Below are 16,966 nucleotides of genomic sequence, written 5' to 3' on the forward strand. Positions count from 1 at the left end.
GCTCACCTCCCCGCCCGTGCCCACGGCGTGAGCAGCCGTCCGATCAGCAACAGCAGCCCGTCCGCGAGCACCGCCAGCACGACCGTCCCGATGAGACCCGCGAGGACCTTCTCGGTGTGGTCGGTCTGGTAGCCCTCGGTGAAGAGCTGGCCGTACCCGCCGAGCCCGACGAGCGCGCCCACGCTCACCATGCTGATGTTCGACACCGTCGCGACCCGCAGACCCGCGATCGTGACCGGCAGCGCCAGCGGGAAGTCGACGGTGAGGAAGCGCCGCAACGGCCGGAACCCCATCGCGTTCGCCGCGGCGACGACGTTGCCCGGCACCGCGGACAGCGCGTCCGCGACCGACCTGATCATCAGCGCCAGCGTGTAGACCGCCAGCGGCACGATGACGTTGATCTCGTCGAGGATCTTCACGCCGATCAGCACCGGCGTGATCACGATCAGCGCGATGGACGGGATCGTGAACAGGATGTTGGCGAACGGGAAGAGCACCGCGCGCGCCGTCTGCGACCGGCTCGCCCACCACCCGAGCGGGATGGAGAGCACGAAACCGATCAGCACCGGCACGACGGAGAGCCGCAGGTGCACCTCGGTGACTTCCCAGAACCTTTCCCAGTTCTCGAAAATCCAGGTCACTTCGGGACCTCACCCGCCGCGCGGGCCTTCGCGAGTGCCTTGATGACGTCGTCGGCCCTGACCACACCGGTCACCGCGCCGCCGTCGTCGATCACGACACCGAGCGCGGACGGCGAGCTGAGCGCCGCGTCGAGCGCACCGCGCAACGTCGTTCCGTCGTAGAGCGAGCCGCCGGAGATCAGGTCCTTCTCCGCGACCTCGACCTCACCGTCCACACCGGACAACCAGCCCTTCGGCCGGTTCTGCTCGTCGACCACGAGCGTCCAGTCCGTGACCGTGATCCGCTCACCGAGCTTGGCCGTGGCGACGGGGTGCACGGGCACGTCCGCGTGCAGGAACGTGAGCGTGCGGTAGCCGCGGTCCCGTCCGACGAACGAGGCCACGAAGTCGTTGGCGGGCGCGGCCAGCAGCTCGGTGGGCCGCGCGTACTGGGCGAGGTGCCCGCCCGTCTGGAACACCGCGACGCGCTCGCCGAGCTTGAGCGCCTCGTCGATGTCGTGCGTGACGAACACGATCGTCTTGTCGAGTTCCGCTTGCAGACGAAGGAGTTCGTTCTGCAGGTCCTCCCTGACGACCGGGTCGACCGCGCTGAACGGCTCGTCCATCAGCAACACCGGCGGATCCGCCGCGAGCGCACGGGCGACACCCACGCGTTGCTGCTGTCCACCGGAGAGCTGGGCCGGGTAGCGCTTGCCGAAGTTCGCGTCGAGCCCGACGATCTCCAGCAGCTCCGCCGCACGCGTGCGGGCCCTGCGTTTGTCCCAACCGGACAGAAGAGGGACGGTCGCGATGTTGTCGAGCACGGTCCGGTGCGGGAAGAGCCCCGCCTGCTGGATCACGTAGCCGATGCCACGCCGCAACGTCGGCGGATCCACGGTGAGGACGTCCTTGCCGTCCACCAGGATCGTGCCCGACGTGGGGTCGATCATGCGGTTCACCATGCGCAGCGACGTCGTCTTGCCACAGCCGGAAGGACCGACGAACACCGTGATGGTGCCCGCCTCGACCGCGAGGTCGAGCTCGTCGACAGCGATGGTCCCGTCCTCGAACCGCTTGGTTACGGCCCGGAACTCGATCACCCTTCGGATCCCTCCGGTCGTGACGACCACCCCGATTGGGCCGCCCTGGATGTAGATCCCAAAGACCTTAACTCGTTCGGCGTACCCCGGCACAGCGTTCCACTATGTGACGGGCCGTATGGTTTACGTCTTGTGACGATCGACCAGGTTCGGCAGTTGGTGGCGGAGCGCGGCGTGCACGCCCGCAAGCTCCGTGAAGTGTTGTCCCTGCTCAGCGAGGACTGGCACCCGCTGGCAGAACTCGTGCGCCTGCCCGCGGTTCCCCGCCGCACCGTGCAGGACCTGCTCAAGGCGCTGGGCGACGACGTCGAATCTTCAGACGATCGTTACCGCATCGCGCCCGGTCTGGTGGCCTCGTACCGCGCGGAGTTCGCCGTTTCCGGTGTGCGCGACCACACCGACGTGCTGCGGCAGATCCTCGTGGACATCGCCGACGTGCCGGCTCCTTTGTCCTCGTTGGACCACGTGCAGGCGACGGCGGAGACCGCGCTGAACCGTGCCGTGTGGCTGAACTCCACCTACGACCTGGCGGGCAAGCGCCTGCTGTGCCTGGGCGACCACGACCTCACGTCATTGGCCGTCGCCGCGGTGAACCCGCACGTGTCGATCACGGTCGTGGACCTCGACGAACGGCTGCTGGAGTTCATCGACTCGCGGGCTTCCGCGCGTGGGCACGACATCCGGACGTTGCACTGCGACATGCGTTTCGGTCTGCCCTCGGCGGTCGTCGAGTCCGCGGACCTGGTCTTCAGCGACCCGCCCTACTCACCGGAGGGCATGGGGCTGTTCGCCGGCCGTGGCGTCGAGGCGTTGGAGGACATCGCTTCCGGCCGTTTGCTGCTGGCCTACGGGTTCTCGGATCGTACGCCCGCGCTGGGGTTGAAGGTGCAGCAGGAACTGCAGAAGCTCGGGCTGGTGTTCGAGGCGATCCTGCCCGCGTTCCACCGCTTCGACGGCGCGCAGGCCATCGGGTCCGCCGCGGACCTGTACGTGTGCCGGCCGACGGGACGGCGCGCGGTGTCCGGTGGCACGCGGATCTACACGCACGGCGCGCAGTCCGTGGAGTCCTCCGGGCCGTCCCAGGAAGCCTTGGCAGCGTTGTCGGAGCTGGCTCCGCGCCCGGAGTCCTCGCCGCCGCCGAAGCCGCGGAACGCGGGCTGGGCCGAGCCCGTGGGCAAGGGGGCGGCGTCGCTGGCCGTTGACCTGTCAGCGGATCCCGGTCCCTGGCTGCTGCGCACGCTGCTGGCGTCGTCGCCGGCGCGGCTGGCGTGCCTGGTGCCGAACAACCACCCCGCGGTGTCGTCGGAAGCCGGGCAGAAGGAACTGCAGGAGCTGGTGGCGACCAGGTTCAAGTTGAAGTTCCTGCGCAACAACCCAGATGGCAAGACCACGATCGTCGTCGCCGATCAGGTTCTGACGGGCACGTTATCGCTGGGCGAGCGCACGGTCCGCGAGGTCCTGATGAAGGCGCACGGCAAGCTGCGCAACGTCTGGCGCGAAGCGTTGATCACCGCGTCGCAGGGCGTGCTGACAAAACGGCAGGCGGCGGAGATCGTCGACAACGCCGCTGTCACCCAGGACGACCTCGAACTGCGGTTGATCGACCTGCCGAAGCACCGCATCGCGGCGCTCCTGCCGGAGGTCTCAGCCAGCGCGGGGTATGTGGAGCGGGCCGAGGGCTAGCACCGCGCGGAACTCCTTGGGCGGCACCGGACGCGAGAACAACCAACCCTGGTACGCGTCCACGCCGACCCCGCGCAGCACGTGGAACTGAGTCGCGGTCTCCACGCCTTCAGCGACGCACTTGCGGCCCATCGCGCGGGCCATGTCGACCACGGCGCGGGCGACGGCGAAGTCCGAGGAGTCGTTGCCCACGCCGGAGACGAAGCGGCGGTCCACCTTGATGATCTGCGCCGGCAGGTCCTTGAGGCGGGCCAGCGACGAGTAGCCGGTGCCGAAGTCGTCCACGGCGAACTGCACGCCGCGCTTCACGAGCTCGTCCATCGACTGGCGGACGCGGGACGGCAGGTCGACGAACGCCGTCTCGACCAGCTCCAGCACCACGCGTTCCCACGGGACGCCGGACTCCATGATCGCGGTCGACACGATGTCCACGAACTCGGGATCGCCCGGTACGAGACCGGCGAGGTTCACGGCGACCGACACCGGACGGCCGTCGGGCGCGGGCCAGGTCGCGGCCTCCTTCAAGGCCGTGCGCAGGACCCAGCGGTCGAGCTCGCGCATCAGGTCGCCCTGTTCGGCGACGGGCAGGAACACGTCCGGTGGCAACATGCCGCGGTCCGGATGCGGCCAGCGCACCAGGGCCTCTGCGGTCAGGACGGCGCCGTCGACGCCGACGACGGGCTGGTAGTGCAGCACCAGGCCGTCGTGTTGCAACGCGTCGCGCAGCTGGCCTTCGAGGTGCACCTGGCGGTCTGCGGAGGCGATCAACGCGGCCGAGGCCAGCGAGACACGTCCGGCACCGGCGCGCTTCGCCTCGAACATGGCGGCGTCGGCGAACCGCAGCAGGTCGGCACCGTTGGCGCGCGATCCGTTCGGGACGGCGGCGCCGATCGAGGCCGAGACGCGGACCAGCTGACCGTGCACCGGGACGGCAGTGCGCAGCAACGAGGCGACGCGCGTGGCCAGGGCGTCGACGCCGCCGACCGAGTCGATGTCCTCGCAGATGATCACGTACTCGTCGCCGGACAGGCGGGCGGCGGTGCAGCCGTCCGGCAGGCCGCCTTCCAGTCTTCGCGCCAGAGCGACCAGGAGCTCGTCGCCGGCGTCGTGGCCGAGGGAGTCGTTGACGCGCTTGAAGTTGTCGATGTCGCAGAAGAACACGGCGACCTTGGCGCGGCCGGGGCCCTCCAGCAACTTGCCGAGGATCTCCTTCACCAGCGCGCGGTTCGGCAGGCCGGTCAGCTCGTCGTGGGTCGCCTGGTGCCGCAACGCCTCCGCGGCGCGGCGTCGTTCGGTGATGTCGAGGAACACGATCAGCCAGAAGCGGCGGCCGTCGTCCTGCACGGACAACGCGATGTGCAGCTCGCAGTAGACCTTCTCGCCGTCCGGGCGGACGAGGATGCGCTGCGGGATCTTCTGCGTGCGCTCGGCGGCCCACTGCAGGCCCGGTGAGGTGTCCTCGGGGTGGGTGAGCTGCTCGGCGGTCATGCCGCGCAGCTGTTCCAGCTCCATGCCGAGCAGGTCGCACAACGCGTCGTTGGCGTCGACCAGACGTTCGCCGTCGTCGAACAGGCCGATGCCCACGGGCGTCACGGACACGAGGTCGGTGAACCGCTGCGAGGAGCGCTTCATGCGGGCCTCTGCGGCGCGCTGCTCGGTGACGTCCTGGGCGGTGCCGACGGCGAGCTGCTTGCCGCGCGCGTCGTGGACGATCATGCCGTGGCAGCGGAAGATGCGCGGCGAGCCGTCCGGGCGCACCACGCGGTGCTCGAACTGCGAGGCGACCTCGTCCACCACCAGCTGGCGGCACAGGTCGTCGACCCAGCCGCGGTCCTCGGGGTGCACGAGGTCCAGGTACGCCTGGTAGCTGCCGGGAAGCTCCGCGGGCAGGCCGAAGAGCTCGCGCAGCATGTCCGACCAGACGACCTCGCCGGTGCCGGGGTTCCACTCCCACATGCCCAGGCGGGCCGCCTGCTGCGCGTCCGCCAGTCTTCGGCGGTCCTCGCGCATCTGGCGTTCCAGCGCACGCGCCTCGGTGATGTCCTGGATGGTGCCGTGGTAGCGCTCGATGCGGCCGGACGGCGCGATCTCCGCACGGGCCCGGCACATGTAGACGCGCTCGCCGATCTCGCTGCGGACCTCGACCTCGACCGGGGCGTCGTCGGAGGTGTGCAGCAGCCGGTGCCGCAGTTCCTTGACGGCTTCCCTGTCGTCCGGGTGCACGCCGCTGAGCAGGTCGTCGTCGGGCGTCATGCCGAGCTCGGCGAACATCTCCAGCAGCACCTCGCTGCGGTGCACGGCGCGCGTGCCCGTCTCGTAGGCCCAGCTGCCGATGCGGGCGATGCGCTGCGCCTCCAGCAGCCGCGCCCGTTCCTGGGCGAGGTCGGTGGCCGCGCGCTTCGACTCGGTGATGTCGCGGATGTAGCCGGTGATCTTGTCCAGGGCGCCGGCGTCGTCCAGCCGCGCCTCGGCGACACCGCGGATCCACCGCAGCTGGCCGTCCGGGCGGACGATCCGGTACTCGATGTCGATCGGGTCGCCGGTGATCTCGCGGCCGTGCCAGTACGTCTCGACCATGGTGAAGTCGTCGGGGTGCACGACGTCGAGCACGGCCTGCGCGCCCGGTACGACGGCGCCGCGTTCGAGGCCGAGGAGCTCGTAGTGCGTGTCCGACCAGACGGTCAGGCCGGTGCCGGGGTCGAACTCCCAGGAGCCCAGGTTCGCGACCCGCTGCACCTTGCGCAGCCGGCGTTGTTCGTCGCGCAGCTCGTCGGCGGCGGAGGCGAGGTCGGAGACGTCGATCAGCAGAACGGCCTGCAGGCCCGTGCCGGGAACGGCGTGCCGGGCGACGCGCACCGGCAGTTCGGTGCCGTCCGCGCGCAGCAACCGCAGGTCGGCGGAGTGGCCGAGGAGGATCTCACTGAGCGGATGCCCGACGAGGTCGTCGGCTCCCTGAGCGGCGGCGAGCTCCACGGCGGAGGGGTTCGCCTGCATGACGACACCCTTGGCGTCGACGAGCAACGACGGCGCGTCGGGCAGGGTCAGCCCGTCCAGCGTCATCGGGGGTTTCCCGTTCACCGGGACAGCCGTCCGTCCACGGCCGTTCACCACCGTCGCGCGTCCCACCCACTTGGGCACCGGCCCACCCTCTCCCGCATTCACCGCCCGCGGCAATTCGAGTGGACACGACAACGGCACCCGAACGGCGGCAAACACGAACCCTCTCCTCGGGTGAACACCCGAGGAGAGGGACGGTAGCGCTTCAGAGCGTCATCGCCCACCCCTGCACGGGTTAACGAAAAGCCACGTTCGTGGTTCCGCTCCCCGTGAACATGCAAAAAGGTGGCGAATGCGAGAGCCGGATCAGGCCACTCCGTCGGCCTTCGCGGCCACGGCCACAGCCGCCGCGACCTCGGGTCCGACGCGCGGGTCCAATGCCGAGGGAACAATTCGGTCTGGGCCCAAATCATCCTTCGCAACGGCGAGAATGGCATCCGCTGCCGCGAGTTTCATGCCTTCCGTGATCCGTCGCGCACCCGCGTCGAGAGCCCCGCGGAAAATGCCGGGGAACGCGAGCACGTTGTTGATCTGGTTCGGGAAGTCGCTGCGGCCGGTCGCCACGATCGCGGCGTGCCTGGCGGCGACCTCCGGGTGCACCTCGGGGTCCGGGTTCGACAGCGCGAACACGATCGAGTCGTTCGCCATGCTCGCGATGAGGTCCTCGGACACCTTGGAGGACGACACGCCGATGAAGACGTCCGCGCCGCGCAGCGCCACGTCGATGCCGCCGTCGAGGTTGCTGGAGTTCGTGACCGCCGCGATCTCCGCCTTGACGGGGTTGAGACCGGCCCTGCCCGTGCGGACGATGCCGCGCGAGTCGAGCAGCGTGATGTCGCCGGCACCGGCGGCGAGGAGGATCTTGGCGATCGCGATGCCCGCGGCACCCGCACCGGAGATGACCACCCGCTGGTCACCGATGTTCTTGCCGAGCACCGTGTTCGCGCCGTTGAGGGCGGCGAGCGACACGACGGCCGTGCCGTGCTGGTCGTCGTGCATGACCGGGCAGTCGAGCGCCTCGATCAGCTTCTGCTCCAGCTCGAAGCAGCGCGGGGCGGAGACGTCCTCCAGGTTGACCGCGCCGAACGACGGGCGCAGCCGCACCAGCGTCTCGACGATCTCGTCCACGTCCGTCGTGTTGAGCACGAGCGGGATGGAGTCGAGGCCGCCGAACGTCTTGAACAGCGCGGACTTGCCCTCCATGACGGGCAGCGACGCGCTCGGGCCGATGTCGCCCAGGCCGAGCACCGCGGTGCCGTCGCTGACGACCACGACCAGGCGGTGCGCCCACGTGTACTTCGCGGCGAGGCTCGGGTCCTGCGCGATCGCATTGCTCACTCGTGCGACACCAGGGGTGTACGCGATGGACAGCGCTTTCGGGTCAGCCAGCGAGGCGGTCGCGCCGACCTCGAGCTTCCCGCCCAGGTGCGCGTTGAAGATCTCCTCGTCCGTCAACTGCGTCGGATCGGAGTTCTCGATGCGGGCTTCGTTCACTGCTGTCACGGCGTCCCTCCTGCGGTGCGGGCGGCGTAGTGGCCCCAACTGGGCTCATCACCAAACGGCGCACCGGCCCAGCGTTGTCACGCCGGGTGCACGGGGCCTGGAAACTCGGTCAACGACCTCCGACGAGTTGCGACGGGGAAGTGCCCGAGTGTTGCGGGTGACGGGAAGTGTGGCAGGGTCCCGCGCCGCTGTCTGCGGCGGGGATCACACTTTTTCCGCAGGTCAGAGGGCATGTAGCAAGACGTCCGTCCGGTTTTCTGCACCGACCGGTCAGTTTCTGCAGGCAGGAAGCACCCGATCGGTCAAGAAAACTTGACGCCTTAGAGTGACGACATGCAGGCGAGTTCGCTGAAAATTGAGGGCGCGTTCGAGTTCACCCCTCGGAGTTTTCCCGACGACCGCGGCGTGTTCGCGTCGCCGTACCAGGAGGCCGCCTTCGTCGAGGCGGTCGGGCACCCGCTGCGGCTCGCCCAGACCAACCACAGCGTCTCCCGCGCCGGCACGATCCGCGGCATCCACTACGCGGACGTCCCGCCGTCCCAGGCGAAGTACGTCTTCTGCCCGCGCGGCTCGTTCATCGACGTGGTCGTGGACATCCGCGTCGGCTCCCCCACGTTCGGCCAGTGGGACGCCGTGCTCGTGAACTCCCAGAAGTGCAACGCGGTCTACCTGGCGGAGGGCCTGGGCCACGCGATGATCGCCCTGGAAGACGACACGACCATGAACTACCTCTGCTCCACCGTCTACAACCCCTCCGGCGAGCACGGCCTGACGCCCCTCGACCCGGCGCTCGACCTCCCGTGGCCGCGCGAGCTCGAGTTCCTGTTGTCGGAGAAGGACACCGCGGCCCCCACCCTCGCCGAGGCCTACGAGGCGGGCGTGCTGCCGCGTTACGAGGACTGCCTGGCCCTGTACGCGTCGCTCAAAGCCTGAAACCGGGCCTCGGCCATAGTCGAGCTTTGACGACACCGAGCACCTCCGCAGGTCCGAGCTGTCCGGAGTCCGTGCTCGCGTAGGGGTTGTCTCCCACCACGTGCCACCCACCGTCCACTTCGTGAGAGGCGCGCTTCACCGACAACTGATCGGGTCTGCTCGCCCACCGCACCAGCACGACCTGCCCCGCCCTCGGCCTCGCACCCCACCTGACCAGCACGATGTCCTCGTCCCTGAGGGCCGGCACCATGGACGGCCCCCTCACGAGCACGGTGGAAAGACGCGGTCTCAACGATCACCCTTCGATCAGCCGGAGTAGGGTTCTACCCGTCGGAGCATCCACTGTTTTTTCATTCTGGGAGGAACGATGCGACTCGTGTCGCGCATTCTCCGCCCACGCGTTGAGGCGACCGCGCACTGCGATCTCCCCTGCGGCGTGTACGACCCGGCCCAGGCCCGGATCGAGGCCGAGTCGGTCAAGGCGGTCCAGGAGAAGTACCAGGCGAACGAGGACCCGGAGTTCCGGGAGCGCGCCATCCTGATCAAGGAGCAGCGCAGCGAGCTCGTCAAGCACCACCTGTGGGTGCTGTGGACGGACTACTTCAAGCCGCCTCACTTCGAGAAGTACCCCGAGCTGCACGACCTGTTCAACCGCGCCACCAAGGCCGCGGGTGCGGGCGGCACGAAGGCGTCCATGGACCCGGCCTCGGGTCAGGCGCTTCTCGACCTGATCGCGCAGATCGACAAGATCTTCTGGGAGACCAAGCAGGGCTGAGCCCTTCACGGTCTTGCTGAACGGCGCCGCTCCCCGGGCAGGGAGCGGCGCCGTTCGTCGTACACGGTGCGGCTGAACGCGCGGCAGGATGTGGCCATGACGAAGGGCGCTGAAAGCGCACACGATGCCCGCGTGACTCATCTGCTGGAAGACAACGTGAGAACCGAGCTCAAGGTGACGAACGACGCGCTGGGGCTCGGCCTGGCCGACGACGCGATCGAACGGCTGATGGAAGGCGTCACTTCCGGCGTGCTCTACGCCTTCGAGGTGAACTGGTCGCCGGACTGGGTGAAGCCCGGACAGGTGCACGCCTGGGAAGAAGACGGAATGTTCTTCGCCCGGTGCGGTGGGTGCCTGCTGGATTCTCCGCCGGCTGAAGACCATGAGTCAGCCGAAGCCTGGGCCCACGAACACGCGGCCTTGCACTGAACGGGCTTCTGTGGAGACCTCGCCTTCCCTCAGGCGGGGACGACGTCGGTCGACCGGGACAGCTCCTGCCAGGCCTCCAGGTCCGCACCGACGGCCGCGAGCTTGCCCCGGATGTCGGCCAGCGTGGACGTGCCGAGCGGGAGCCTGGCCGGCATCTCGGGCAGGTCGGCGAGGGTCAGCAGAGCCGCTGCGGCCTTGACCGGGTCGCCCTCCTGCAGGCCGTGGTTCTCCCCGGCCCACGCCCTGGAGGCGCCGCCGGTGCTGGCGTAGTCGTCGATGACCCGTGCGACCTGGCCGAGTGACGACGAGGCGAGGAAGTCGGTGCGCAGCGGGCCCGGCTGCACCGAGGTGACCTGGATGCCGAGCGGCGCGAGTTCGAGGCGCAGGGCCTCGGTGATGCCTTCGAGTGCGAACTTCGTGGCGCTGTAGACGCCCCAGCCCGCCCACGCGACCACGCCGCCGGTCGAGCTGATGTTGAGGATCCGGCCGCTGCGGGCGGCGCGCATGGCCGGGGTGACCGCGCGGATCACGGTGAGCAGGCCGAAGACGTTGATGTCGAAGACCGCGCGGGCCTCGGCGTCGCTGGTCTCCTCCACGGCGCCGACGAGGCCGCGGCCGGCGTTGTTGACCAGGACGTCGATGCTGCCGAACCGGGCGAGGGCGGCCTGCACCGCCGCTTCGGCCTGGTCCTGGGCGGCGACGTCGAGCGGGAGGGCCAGCAGGTTGTCGTGGCCTGGCAGGGCCTGTTCGATCGCCTTCGGGTCACGGGCGGTGGCCACCACCGAGTCGCCCCGCGTCAGCGCGGCCTTCACGATCTCCAGACCCAGGCCGCGGGACGCTCCGGTCACGAACCAGACAGACACGATGTTCTCCTTGCGGGGGACGTTGTTGACGCTTTCCATTACGTCCCAGCGCGACCAGGAATCGAAGGGGATGGCTGGTACCCCTCGTCATGGCTCTGGCAGTACCACCCAGGAACTGCCGACCGGCGTTCGGCCTGGCCATAATCGAGAGCATGACCAGCGGCAACGAACTGCGCGACTTCCTCACGTCACGTCGTGCGGCACTCGCGCCGGAGGACGTGGGCCTGCCTGCCGCCACTACGCCGCGGCGGGTCAAGGGGCTGCGCCGGGCGGAGGTCGCGATCCTCGCCGGGGTCAGCGTCGACTACTACGTCAAGCTCGAGCAGGGCCGCGCCCGCAACGTGTCCGGGCAGGTCGTCGAGGCGGTGGCGCGGGCGCTGCGGCTCGACGAGGTCGAGAGCCGGTACTTCTCCTCGCTGCTGCAGCCGGAGCCGGCCCGGCCGTCCTCGACGCCCAGGGCCAGGCCCGCGCTGCAGTCCATGATCCGCGCGATCGACGTGCCCGCGGTCATCCACGGGCCGTACCTGGAGATCCTCGGCATCAACCACGCCGGCAAGGCGCTGCTGGACGACTTCGAGGCCATGCCGGCCGAGGACCGCAACCTGGCCAAGTGGATGTTCCTGAACCCGCGCGCCCGCGTCGTGTACCGCGACTGGACCGAGATCGCCGCCGACATCGTCGCCACGCTGCGCGCCTCGGTCATCCCCGGTCGCGACAACGAGGCCCTGTCGCGGATCGTCGGTGATCTCAGCACCCGCTCGGAGGAGTTCGCGGGCATGTGGGCGGACTACCGGCTGTCCGAGCACCAGCACGGCGTCAAGCGCTTCTTCCACGAGGCCGTCGGCGACCTGCGGCTCAACTGGCAGACCCTGCGCCTGCCCGAGGCGCAGGGTCAGACCATCGTCATCTACAGCGCCGACACCGGTTCACCGTCGGAGGAGAAGCTCCGGCTGCTCACCAGTTGGACGGCAGACCGCGTGCGGTCATGAGTCACGCGGCGTCCGTCACCTTGCCCGTCACCTCGAAGCCGTTGCCGGTGGGCGAGTTGCCCTCGAACTTCAGCCGGACCTGCTCCTCACCCTCGGTCTCGGTGTCGGCCACGGTCGGCACCTCGAACTCGTACGAGGTCTCGCCCGCACGGATGAAGGCGTAGAACCCGAGCTGCGTGGCGGACAACGGCCGTGAGGGCAACGCTTCCTCGCCCGAGTTCCGCAGCAGCCAGTCGGCGTCGACGTCCGTTGTGGACAGTTCGGCGCCGGAGGCGGGTGCCACCGGTACGCCGATGAGCGAGACCGGCGAGTCGACGGGCTCGGACAGGGTCAGCCTCCACTTCAGGGCGCCACCCTCCACCACGCTGTCGGTGACAGGGGTGACCGTCACCTTCGGCGCGGGATCGTCGTTGCGCACCAACAGGCCGCCGATCGCGGAACCGACGACCGCGTTGGAGATCGCCAGCACCGACACCGGATAGCGGACGTCGCTGCTCCACCTGGTGTTGCCGGTGTAGGTCACCGGAACCTCGGCGCGACTCTCGCCCGGCCCCAGTGTCACCAGCTTCGTGGCGGGCTTGTTGCCCGGCTCGTTGTAGAACAACCGGATCACGCGGGTGCCGTTGCCGGTCGCGGTGACGACGATGTTGTGGGTCTGCGTGCCGGAGTCACCCTCGTCGACCGCCGTGACGACGGCGTCGACCCGGGCCAGCCGGGTGGGAACGACGGGGACGAGCCCCTTGTCCCAGCCGTAGGCGTCGATCAGCCACGCCTCGCCGGACGCGGACTCCGGGACCAGCTCCAGCGAGGCGACGCGGCCGAGGCCCGAGGGCAGCGGGACGCGAACCTCCTGAGCCCACAACGAACTCGTGCGGTCCGAGCCGGGCAGCCCCGCCACCGAGACGGAGCCGAGCGCGTGCTTCTGTCCATTGTGGTCGGTCACGGCAACGCCGAACTTCGAGGCCGCCGAGTTCGGCGGAACGGCCAGCCGCAGCGCGAGGTCGCTGGAACCGTTCAGCGACACCGGCGCGGCGGGCGTGACCACACCGGCCTGTCCTGCCTCGGTCCACTTCAGCGCGACCGACAGGCGTTCGGGCTGGGCCACCGCACCGCGGAAGCCGACGAAGTGCGGCGAACGCGCAGTGCTGCACGCGGCGGCGTCACGGGTCGTCTGCTGGCAGACGCGGGCGCTGCCGGACACCGCCGTCGCACCGTCCGGCACGACGAACGCCTTGCGGTCGGCGCCGATGGCGTGCGAGAGAACGCGGGCCGGGTCGGCGGACGGGGCGCGCACGCCGGTGCCGTCGAGCAGCGGCAGCACGGACTGGTCGCGGCCGAGGAACAGCCGCGCGGACGCCGCGACGTAGGTGGCGCCCATGGCCTGCTGCTGGTCCGCGGTCAGGCGGGTGGCGGTACCGGGCGTGCACAGCGGGTCCGGCTGCTGGCCGGGCCAGAAGTCGTCGGACGCCGGCGCCTCCGCCTGGCCGGGAGTCCACTCGCTGTTGAAGTAGTTGTGGTTCGCGCCGATCATGTACAGCGCGCTGTGCAGCGCGTCGCCCCTGCTCAGACCGCGCGTCTGGTCCACGAGGATCTGGCCCTGCAGGTCGGACACGTCACCGTCGCAGCCGGGCAGGAACGTCACCGAGGGCACGTCCGGCGCCGGGTTGTGGCCGAAGATCGTGGGACCGATCAGCACGGTGCCGCGGATGTTCCAGCGCACCGGACCGGAGAAACCCGTGTCGCCGGGCGGCGGGGTGAGGCTGTCGGTGGCGGCGCGGTTGACGCCCTCACCACCGCGGGAGTGGCCCACCAGCAACACCTTCGACAGGTCGGCGGGCGGCGCGGACTTCACCGCGGCAGGCGCGGAGCCACGACTGGACGCCCAGTCCGCCCACTTCGCCAGGTGGTGACGCACCAGCGACGAACGTCCCTGCGCACCCGCGTCGGCGGTCAGCGCGTCCTGCGCGTTGACACCGTTGGCGGAGATCGACACCGTGAGATATCCCTGCGACGCCAGCAACTGCTGCGCCTTCAGGTATCCCTTGTGGCTCGGCACCGCCGTCAACCCGCTGGGGCACGGCCAGCTCATCGCGATCCGGTTCGGATCGGTCTTGCTGTAGCAGGTGAAGTGCCTGCCGTGCAGGAAGAGCGCGAGCGGCCGCCTGCCCGGCGCACCCTGGGGCGCGACGACGACGGCCTCCATCTCGATCGGCGACGCGTACTCGGGCAGCCTGATCGGGTCGAGCGCGTACTCACCCGTGGTGGTGGCGTACGGCCCCGGCTTGCCGGGGTCCACGCCGGCCTCCGGCTGCAACGCGGGCAACTGGGGCACGGCCAGGCCGGCCACCGGCGGCTCGACCACGTCCAGCCGCCTGCCCGCCGACCGCACCTGGAGCGCGGCGGGGTCTCGCAGAGCGGCGTTCAGCGTGTAGGTCCGCAGGTCCGCGGACTCCTGGGCGCGCCCGAGGAACCGGTCGCCCTCCCAGAACTCCACGCCGGCCTCGAGCAGCGGCATCGGGGTGGAGGTGGTCCAGCGGATCACGTCTCCGGAGACGGTCAGGCCGGGTGGGGAAGGTGGTGGTGGCGCGGCCGACGCGGGCAGCGCCGGTAGTACCGCGGCCAGCAGAACGGGTATCAGAAAAGCGACTGAACGACGCATGTGTGGGTCCCCCTCAAAAGGACGATCCACTCCGTTCTAGCCACGCCGTACACCGTACGGCACGCAATTTCGCCGGGAATCTGCCAATCAAAACAACAATCAGACGTCAGTATTACGCCATTCAGCCCAATATCCCGGGTTTTTGCTCGTCCGGGCGCGAGACGGTGGTCCAGGTCGAGTCCACCACGCTCGCCACGCTGCCCATCGTCACGCGGTCCGTGAACCCGGCCGGATGTGGTTCCGCCAGTCCCTGCAAATCCAGCACGTGTCCGGTCGTCATTTCCCCAGGAAAGCAGGCGACACCTGCGGAGCACCCGCATTTCGAGCAGAACCGAAATGTCAGGACGCTCTCGGCGGCGTCACCTCCAGCGGCGGTCCCTGGCGTCGGTGTCGCGCTCGTTCTGGCTCAGCTTGTTCCACGTCGAGGTGAGCTCCGCCCGGATGCGTGCGACGCGGACCCCGAAGTTCTCGCGGATCTCCTGGGCGTCGACGTCGTCGGGGGCGCCGTGGTCGTGGTGCTCGGCGGTCATGGCGAGTGGAGTACCTCGACCGTGTACTACTCCAAACGTGCTCCCCGTCACTCCTTAGGATCAACCAGGTGAGCACCCACCTCTACCTGCTGCGCCACGGCCAGACCGAGTGGTCCGAGAGCGGCAGGCACACGGGACGCACTGACATCGAACTGACGCCCGAGGGCGAGCAGCAGGCACGCCGCGCGGGCGCCACGCTCGCACGGCTGAGGGGAACGGACCAGGCGCCTGCGCTCGTGCTGACGAGCCCTCGGCAGCGTGCCACCAGGACGGCCGCGCTGGCCGGGCTGGAGGTCAACGCGACGACCGAGGAACTGGCCGAGTGGGACTACGGCGACTACGAGGGCATCACCACGCCGCAGATCCGCGAGCGCGTGCCCGGCTGGACGGTGTGGTCGCATCCGATGCCGAACGGTGAGACGCACGCGGAGGTGCAGGAGCGGGCCCGCACGGTGCTCTCCCAGGCGCGCAAGATCCTTCCCGGCGGCGACGTCGTGCTGGTGGGCCACGGGCACTTCAGCCGCGTGCTGATCGCCGCCTGGCTGGGCCTCGCATCCGACCAGGGTGTCCACTTCGGACTGGACCCGGCCGGCATCTGCCAGCTGGGCGACGAGCGGGGCGACCCGCAGGTGCGCAGGCTCAACGTGCCCGCGTGGGAGGTGTGATGATCCGGCGAGTGGAACCGCGCGACGTCGACGCGGTCGTGGGACTGGTGCACGAGCTGGCGCTGTACGAGAAGGCGCCCGAACAGTGCCACCTCACCGCGGAACAGCTGCGCACGGCGCTGTTCTGCGAGAACCCTGCGCTGTTCGGACACGTGGCCGAAGTGGACGGTCAGGTCGTCGGGATCGCGTTGTGGTTCCTCAACTTCTCGACGTGGGACGGTGTCCACGGCATCTACCTCGAAGATCTTTACGTCACACCGGATCAGCGCGGTAGCGGCCTCGGCAAACAGTTGCTGGAAGCGCTTGCCCAGGAGTGCATCGCCAAGGGATACACCCGTCTGCAGTGGTGGGTCCTCAACTGGAACGAGCCCAGCATCGGGTTCTACAAGTCGTTGGGCGCCATCCCGATGGACGAGTGGACGACCATGCGCGTCGCGGACGAGGCCCTGGTCAGGCTCGGCTCTTCACTCTGAAGGTTGAGAGAAGGTCTCGAAACGCTCACGAAACGGGGATTCCACTCAGGACGGGTCCGCAGTGCTGGCAGCGTCCCCGCTCGCCGATCCCCCGGCAAAAAGTAAGCGTGGAAAGAAGGAAAGACCGTGGGTACTGACCCGACTACCGTTGACCCCGCCGTCTCGACCGGCATCGGTGTCGTCGGCACGATCATCTACCTGGCCTTCCTGGCCCTCGCCATCGTCGTGATGTGGAAGGTCTTCGTGAAGGCCGGTCAGCCCGGCTGGGCCGCGATCATCCCGATCTACAACATCTACGTGTGGCTCAAGGTCGCGGGTCGTCCCGGCTGGTGGCTGATCCTGTTCCTCATCCCGATCGTGAACATCGTGATGTCGGTGATCGTGTCGATCGACATCGCCAAGTCGTTCGCGAAGGACGCCGTGTTCGGCGTCGTCGCCCTGTGGCTGTTCAGCATCATCGGTTACGCGATCCTCGCGTTCGGTGGCGCGCAGTACCGCGGCCCGGCCGCGCTGGCGGGCCAGCAGGCCGCCTACAAGGGCTGAGTCAGACCGCGAAGGCCGGGCCTCGAAGTCACCCCTGTACTTCGGGCCCGGCCTTCACTATGGTCGGAAATGAAATCGTTTTCAGTGTGTTTCACACCAGCCGAGCAGCCGCCGCCCTCGACCTGAAGAGGAAGGACCTCTCAA

17 protein-coding genes are annotated in these 16,966 nt (G+C 69.1%); 8 read left to right on the forward strand and 9 right to left on the reverse strand.

What is annotated here, in order from left to right:
* Nucleotides 1–2: 2 nt before the first annotated feature.
* Nucleotides 3–641, reverse strand: a complete 639-nt coding sequence (locus ACSHWB_RS08675) for an ABC transporter permease (protein ID WP_439661568.1) — start codon at nucleotides 639–641, stop codon at nucleotides 3–5.
* On the reverse strand, nucleotides 638–1,720 hold the full coding sequence (locus ACSHWB_RS08680; protein ID WP_439661569.1) for an ATP-binding cassette domain-containing protein: 1,083 nt from the start codon (nucleotides 1,718–1,720) through the stop codon (nucleotides 638–640). Before ACSHWB_RS08680 ends, ACSHWB_RS08675 begins: the two co-directional genes overlap by 4 nt.
* Nucleotides 1,721–1,852: 132 nt before the next feature.
* Here ACSHWB_RS08680 and ACSHWB_RS08685 point away from each other — a divergent pair, with 132 nt between their 5' ends.
* Nucleotides 1,853–3,403: a bis-aminopropyl spermidine synthase family protein gene (locus tag ACSHWB_RS08685; protein WP_439661570.1), complete on the forward strand. Its 1,551-nt coding sequence runs from the start codon at nucleotides 1,853–1,855 to the stop codon at nucleotides 3,401–3,403.
* Here the strand turns inward: ACSHWB_RS08685 and ACSHWB_RS08690 are convergent.
* Both ACSHWB_RS08690 and ACSHWB_RS08695 read right to left on the reverse strand, forming a co-directional pair.
* Complete coding sequence (locus ACSHWB_RS08690; RefSeq protein WP_439661571.1) at nucleotides 3,365–6,541, reverse strand: EAL domain-containing protein; 3,177 nt, start codon at nucleotides 6,539–6,541, stop codon at nucleotides 3,365–3,367. The genes ACSHWB_RS08685 and ACSHWB_RS08690 overlap by 39 nt on opposite strands.
* A gap of 225 nt (nucleotides 6,542–6,766) precedes the next feature.
* Nucleotides 6,767–7,963 (reverse strand): NAD(P)-dependent malic enzyme, encoded by a 1,197-nt coding sequence (locus ACSHWB_RS08695; protein ID WP_439661572.1) that lies wholly within the window; start codon nucleotides 7,961–7,963, stop codon nucleotides 6,767–6,769.
* Nucleotides 7,964–8,296: 333 nt separating this feature from the next.
* On the opposite strand from ACSHWB_RS08695, the gene ACSHWB_RS08700 reads away from it, so the two are divergent.
* A complete protein-coding gene (locus ACSHWB_RS08700; RefSeq protein ID WP_439661573.1) occupies nucleotides 8,297–8,896 on the forward strand; it encodes a dTDP-4-dehydrorhamnose 3,5-epimerase family protein in 600 nt (199 codons plus the stop codon).
* On the opposite strand, the gene ACSHWB_RS08705 is transcribed toward ACSHWB_RS08700, so the two are convergent.
* Nucleotides 8,886–9,167, reverse strand: coding sequence for a S24 family peptidase (locus ACSHWB_RS08705; RefSeq protein ID WP_439664548.1), 282 nt, complete (start codon nucleotides 9,165–9,167; stop codon nucleotides 8,886–8,888). The two genes, ACSHWB_RS08700 and ACSHWB_RS08705, sit on opposite strands and share 11 nt — an antisense overlap.
* Before the next feature lie 96 nt (nucleotides 9,168–9,263).
* On the opposite strand from ACSHWB_RS08705, the gene sodN reads away from it, so the two are divergent.
* Both sodN and ACSHWB_RS08715 read left to right on the forward strand, forming a co-directional pair.
* Nucleotides 9,264–9,671: a superoxide dismutase, Ni gene (gene sodN / locus ACSHWB_RS08710; protein ID WP_093592081.1), complete on the forward strand. Its 408-nt coding sequence runs from the start codon at nucleotides 9,264–9,266 to the stop codon at nucleotides 9,669–9,671.
* Between the two features lie 96 nt (nucleotides 9,672–9,767).
* Nucleotides 9,768–10,100, forward strand: coding sequence for a hypothetical protein (locus ACSHWB_RS08715; protein ID WP_439661574.1), 333 nt, complete (start codon nucleotides 9,768–9,770; stop codon nucleotides 10,098–10,100).
* 29 nt (nucleotides 10,101–10,129) lie between these two features.
* Here ACSHWB_RS08715 and ACSHWB_RS08720 read toward each other — a convergent pair whose 3' ends face one another.
* Nucleotides 10,130–10,963: an oxidoreductase gene (locus tag ACSHWB_RS08720; RefSeq protein ID WP_439661575.1), complete on the reverse strand. Its 834-nt coding sequence runs from the start codon at nucleotides 10,961–10,963 to the stop codon at nucleotides 10,130–10,132.
* 152 nt (nucleotides 10,964–11,115) lie between these two features.
* Between ACSHWB_RS08720 and ACSHWB_RS08725 the strand changes: the two genes are divergently transcribed.
* A complete protein-coding gene (locus tag ACSHWB_RS08725; protein ID WP_439661576.1) occupies nucleotides 11,116–11,952 on the forward strand; it encodes a helix-turn-helix transcriptional regulator in 837 nt (278 codons plus the stop codon).
* Between the two features lies 1 nt (nucleotide 11,953).
* On the opposite strand, the gene ACSHWB_RS08730 is transcribed toward ACSHWB_RS08725, so the two are convergent.
* The 3 genes from ACSHWB_RS08730 to ACSHWB_RS08740 form a co-directional block, all read right to left on the reverse strand.
* On the reverse strand, nucleotides 11,954–14,611 hold the full coding sequence (locus ACSHWB_RS08730) for an alpha/beta hydrolase family protein (RefSeq protein WP_439661577.1): 2,658 nt from the start codon (nucleotides 14,609–14,611) through the stop codon (nucleotides 11,954–11,956).
* A 121-nt stretch (nucleotides 14,612–14,732) separates the two neighbouring features.
* Nucleotides 14,733–14,891, reverse strand: coding sequence for a hypothetical protein (locus tag ACSHWB_RS08735; RefSeq protein WP_439661578.1), 159 nt, complete (start codon nucleotides 14,889–14,891; stop codon nucleotides 14,733–14,735).
* Between the two features lie 79 nt (nucleotides 14,892–14,970).
* Entirely contained in the window at nucleotides 14,971–15,141 is a 171-nt protein-coding gene (locus tag ACSHWB_RS08740; RefSeq protein ID WP_439661579.1) for a hypothetical protein, read from the reverse strand.
* Between the two features lie 68 nt (nucleotides 15,142–15,209).
* Here ACSHWB_RS08740 and ACSHWB_RS08745 point away from each other — a divergent pair, with 68 nt between their 5' ends.
* From ACSHWB_RS08745 to ACSHWB_RS08755, 3 genes are all read left to right on the forward strand, one after another.
* Complete coding sequence (locus ACSHWB_RS08745) at nucleotides 15,210–15,806, forward strand: histidine phosphatase family protein (RefSeq protein WP_439661580.1); 597 nt, start codon at nucleotides 15,210–15,212, stop codon at nucleotides 15,804–15,806.
* Nucleotides 15,806–16,279: a GNAT family N-acetyltransferase gene (locus ACSHWB_RS08750; RefSeq protein WP_439661581.1), complete on the forward strand. Its 474-nt coding sequence runs from the start codon at nucleotides 15,806–15,808 to the stop codon at nucleotides 16,277–16,279. Before ACSHWB_RS08745 ends, ACSHWB_RS08750 begins: the two co-directional genes overlap by 1 nt.
* Nucleotides 16,280–16,405: 126 nt before the next feature.
* Complete coding sequence (locus ACSHWB_RS08755; protein WP_439661582.1) at nucleotides 16,406–16,822, forward strand: DUF5684 domain-containing protein; 417 nt, start codon at nucleotides 16,406–16,408, stop codon at nucleotides 16,820–16,822.
* Nucleotides 16,823–16,966: the final 144 nt, after the last annotated feature.

The sequence above is a fragment of the Lentzea sp. HUAS TT2 genome (assembly GCF_051853195.1).
Taxonomy (GTDB): domain Bacteria; phylum Actinomycetota; class Actinomycetes; order Mycobacteriales; family Pseudonocardiaceae; genus Lentzea.

What these genes read in the sequence shown, in the direction of transcription:
- ACSHWB_RS08735 (WP_439661578.1), bottom strand. Translation starts at nt 14,891, where the DNA reads ATGACGACCGGACACGTGCTGGATTTGCAGGGACTGGCGGAACCACAT.
- ACSHWB_RS08725 (WP_439661576.1), top strand. Translation starts at nt 11,116, where the DNA reads ATGACCAGCGGCAACGAACTGCGCGACTTCCTCACGTCACGTCGTGCG.
- ACSHWB_RS08700 (WP_439661573.1), top strand. Translation starts at nt 8,297, where the DNA reads ATGCAGGCGAGTTCGCTGAAAATTGAGGGCGCGTTCGAGTTCACCCCT.
- ACSHWB_RS08740 (WP_439661579.1), bottom strand. Translation starts at nt 15,141, where the DNA reads ATGACCGCCGAGCACCACGACCACGGCGCCCCCGACGACGTCGACGCC.
- ACSHWB_RS08730 (WP_439661577.1), bottom strand. Translation starts at nt 14,611, where the DNA reads ATGCGTCGTTCAGTCGCTTTTCTGATACCCGTTCTGCTGGCCGCGGTA.
- ACSHWB_RS08750 (WP_439661581.1), top strand. Translation starts at nt 15,806, where the DNA reads ATGATCCGGCGAGTGGAACCGCGCGACGTCGACGCGGTCGTGGGACTG.
- ACSHWB_RS08715 (WP_439661574.1), top strand. Translation starts at nt 9,768, where the DNA reads ATGACGAAGGGCGCTGAAAGCGCACACGATGCCCGCGTGACTCATCTG.
- sodN (WP_093592081.1), top strand. Translation starts at nt 9,264, where the DNA reads ATGCGACTCGTGTCGCGCATTCTCCGCCCACGCGTTGAGGCGACCGCG.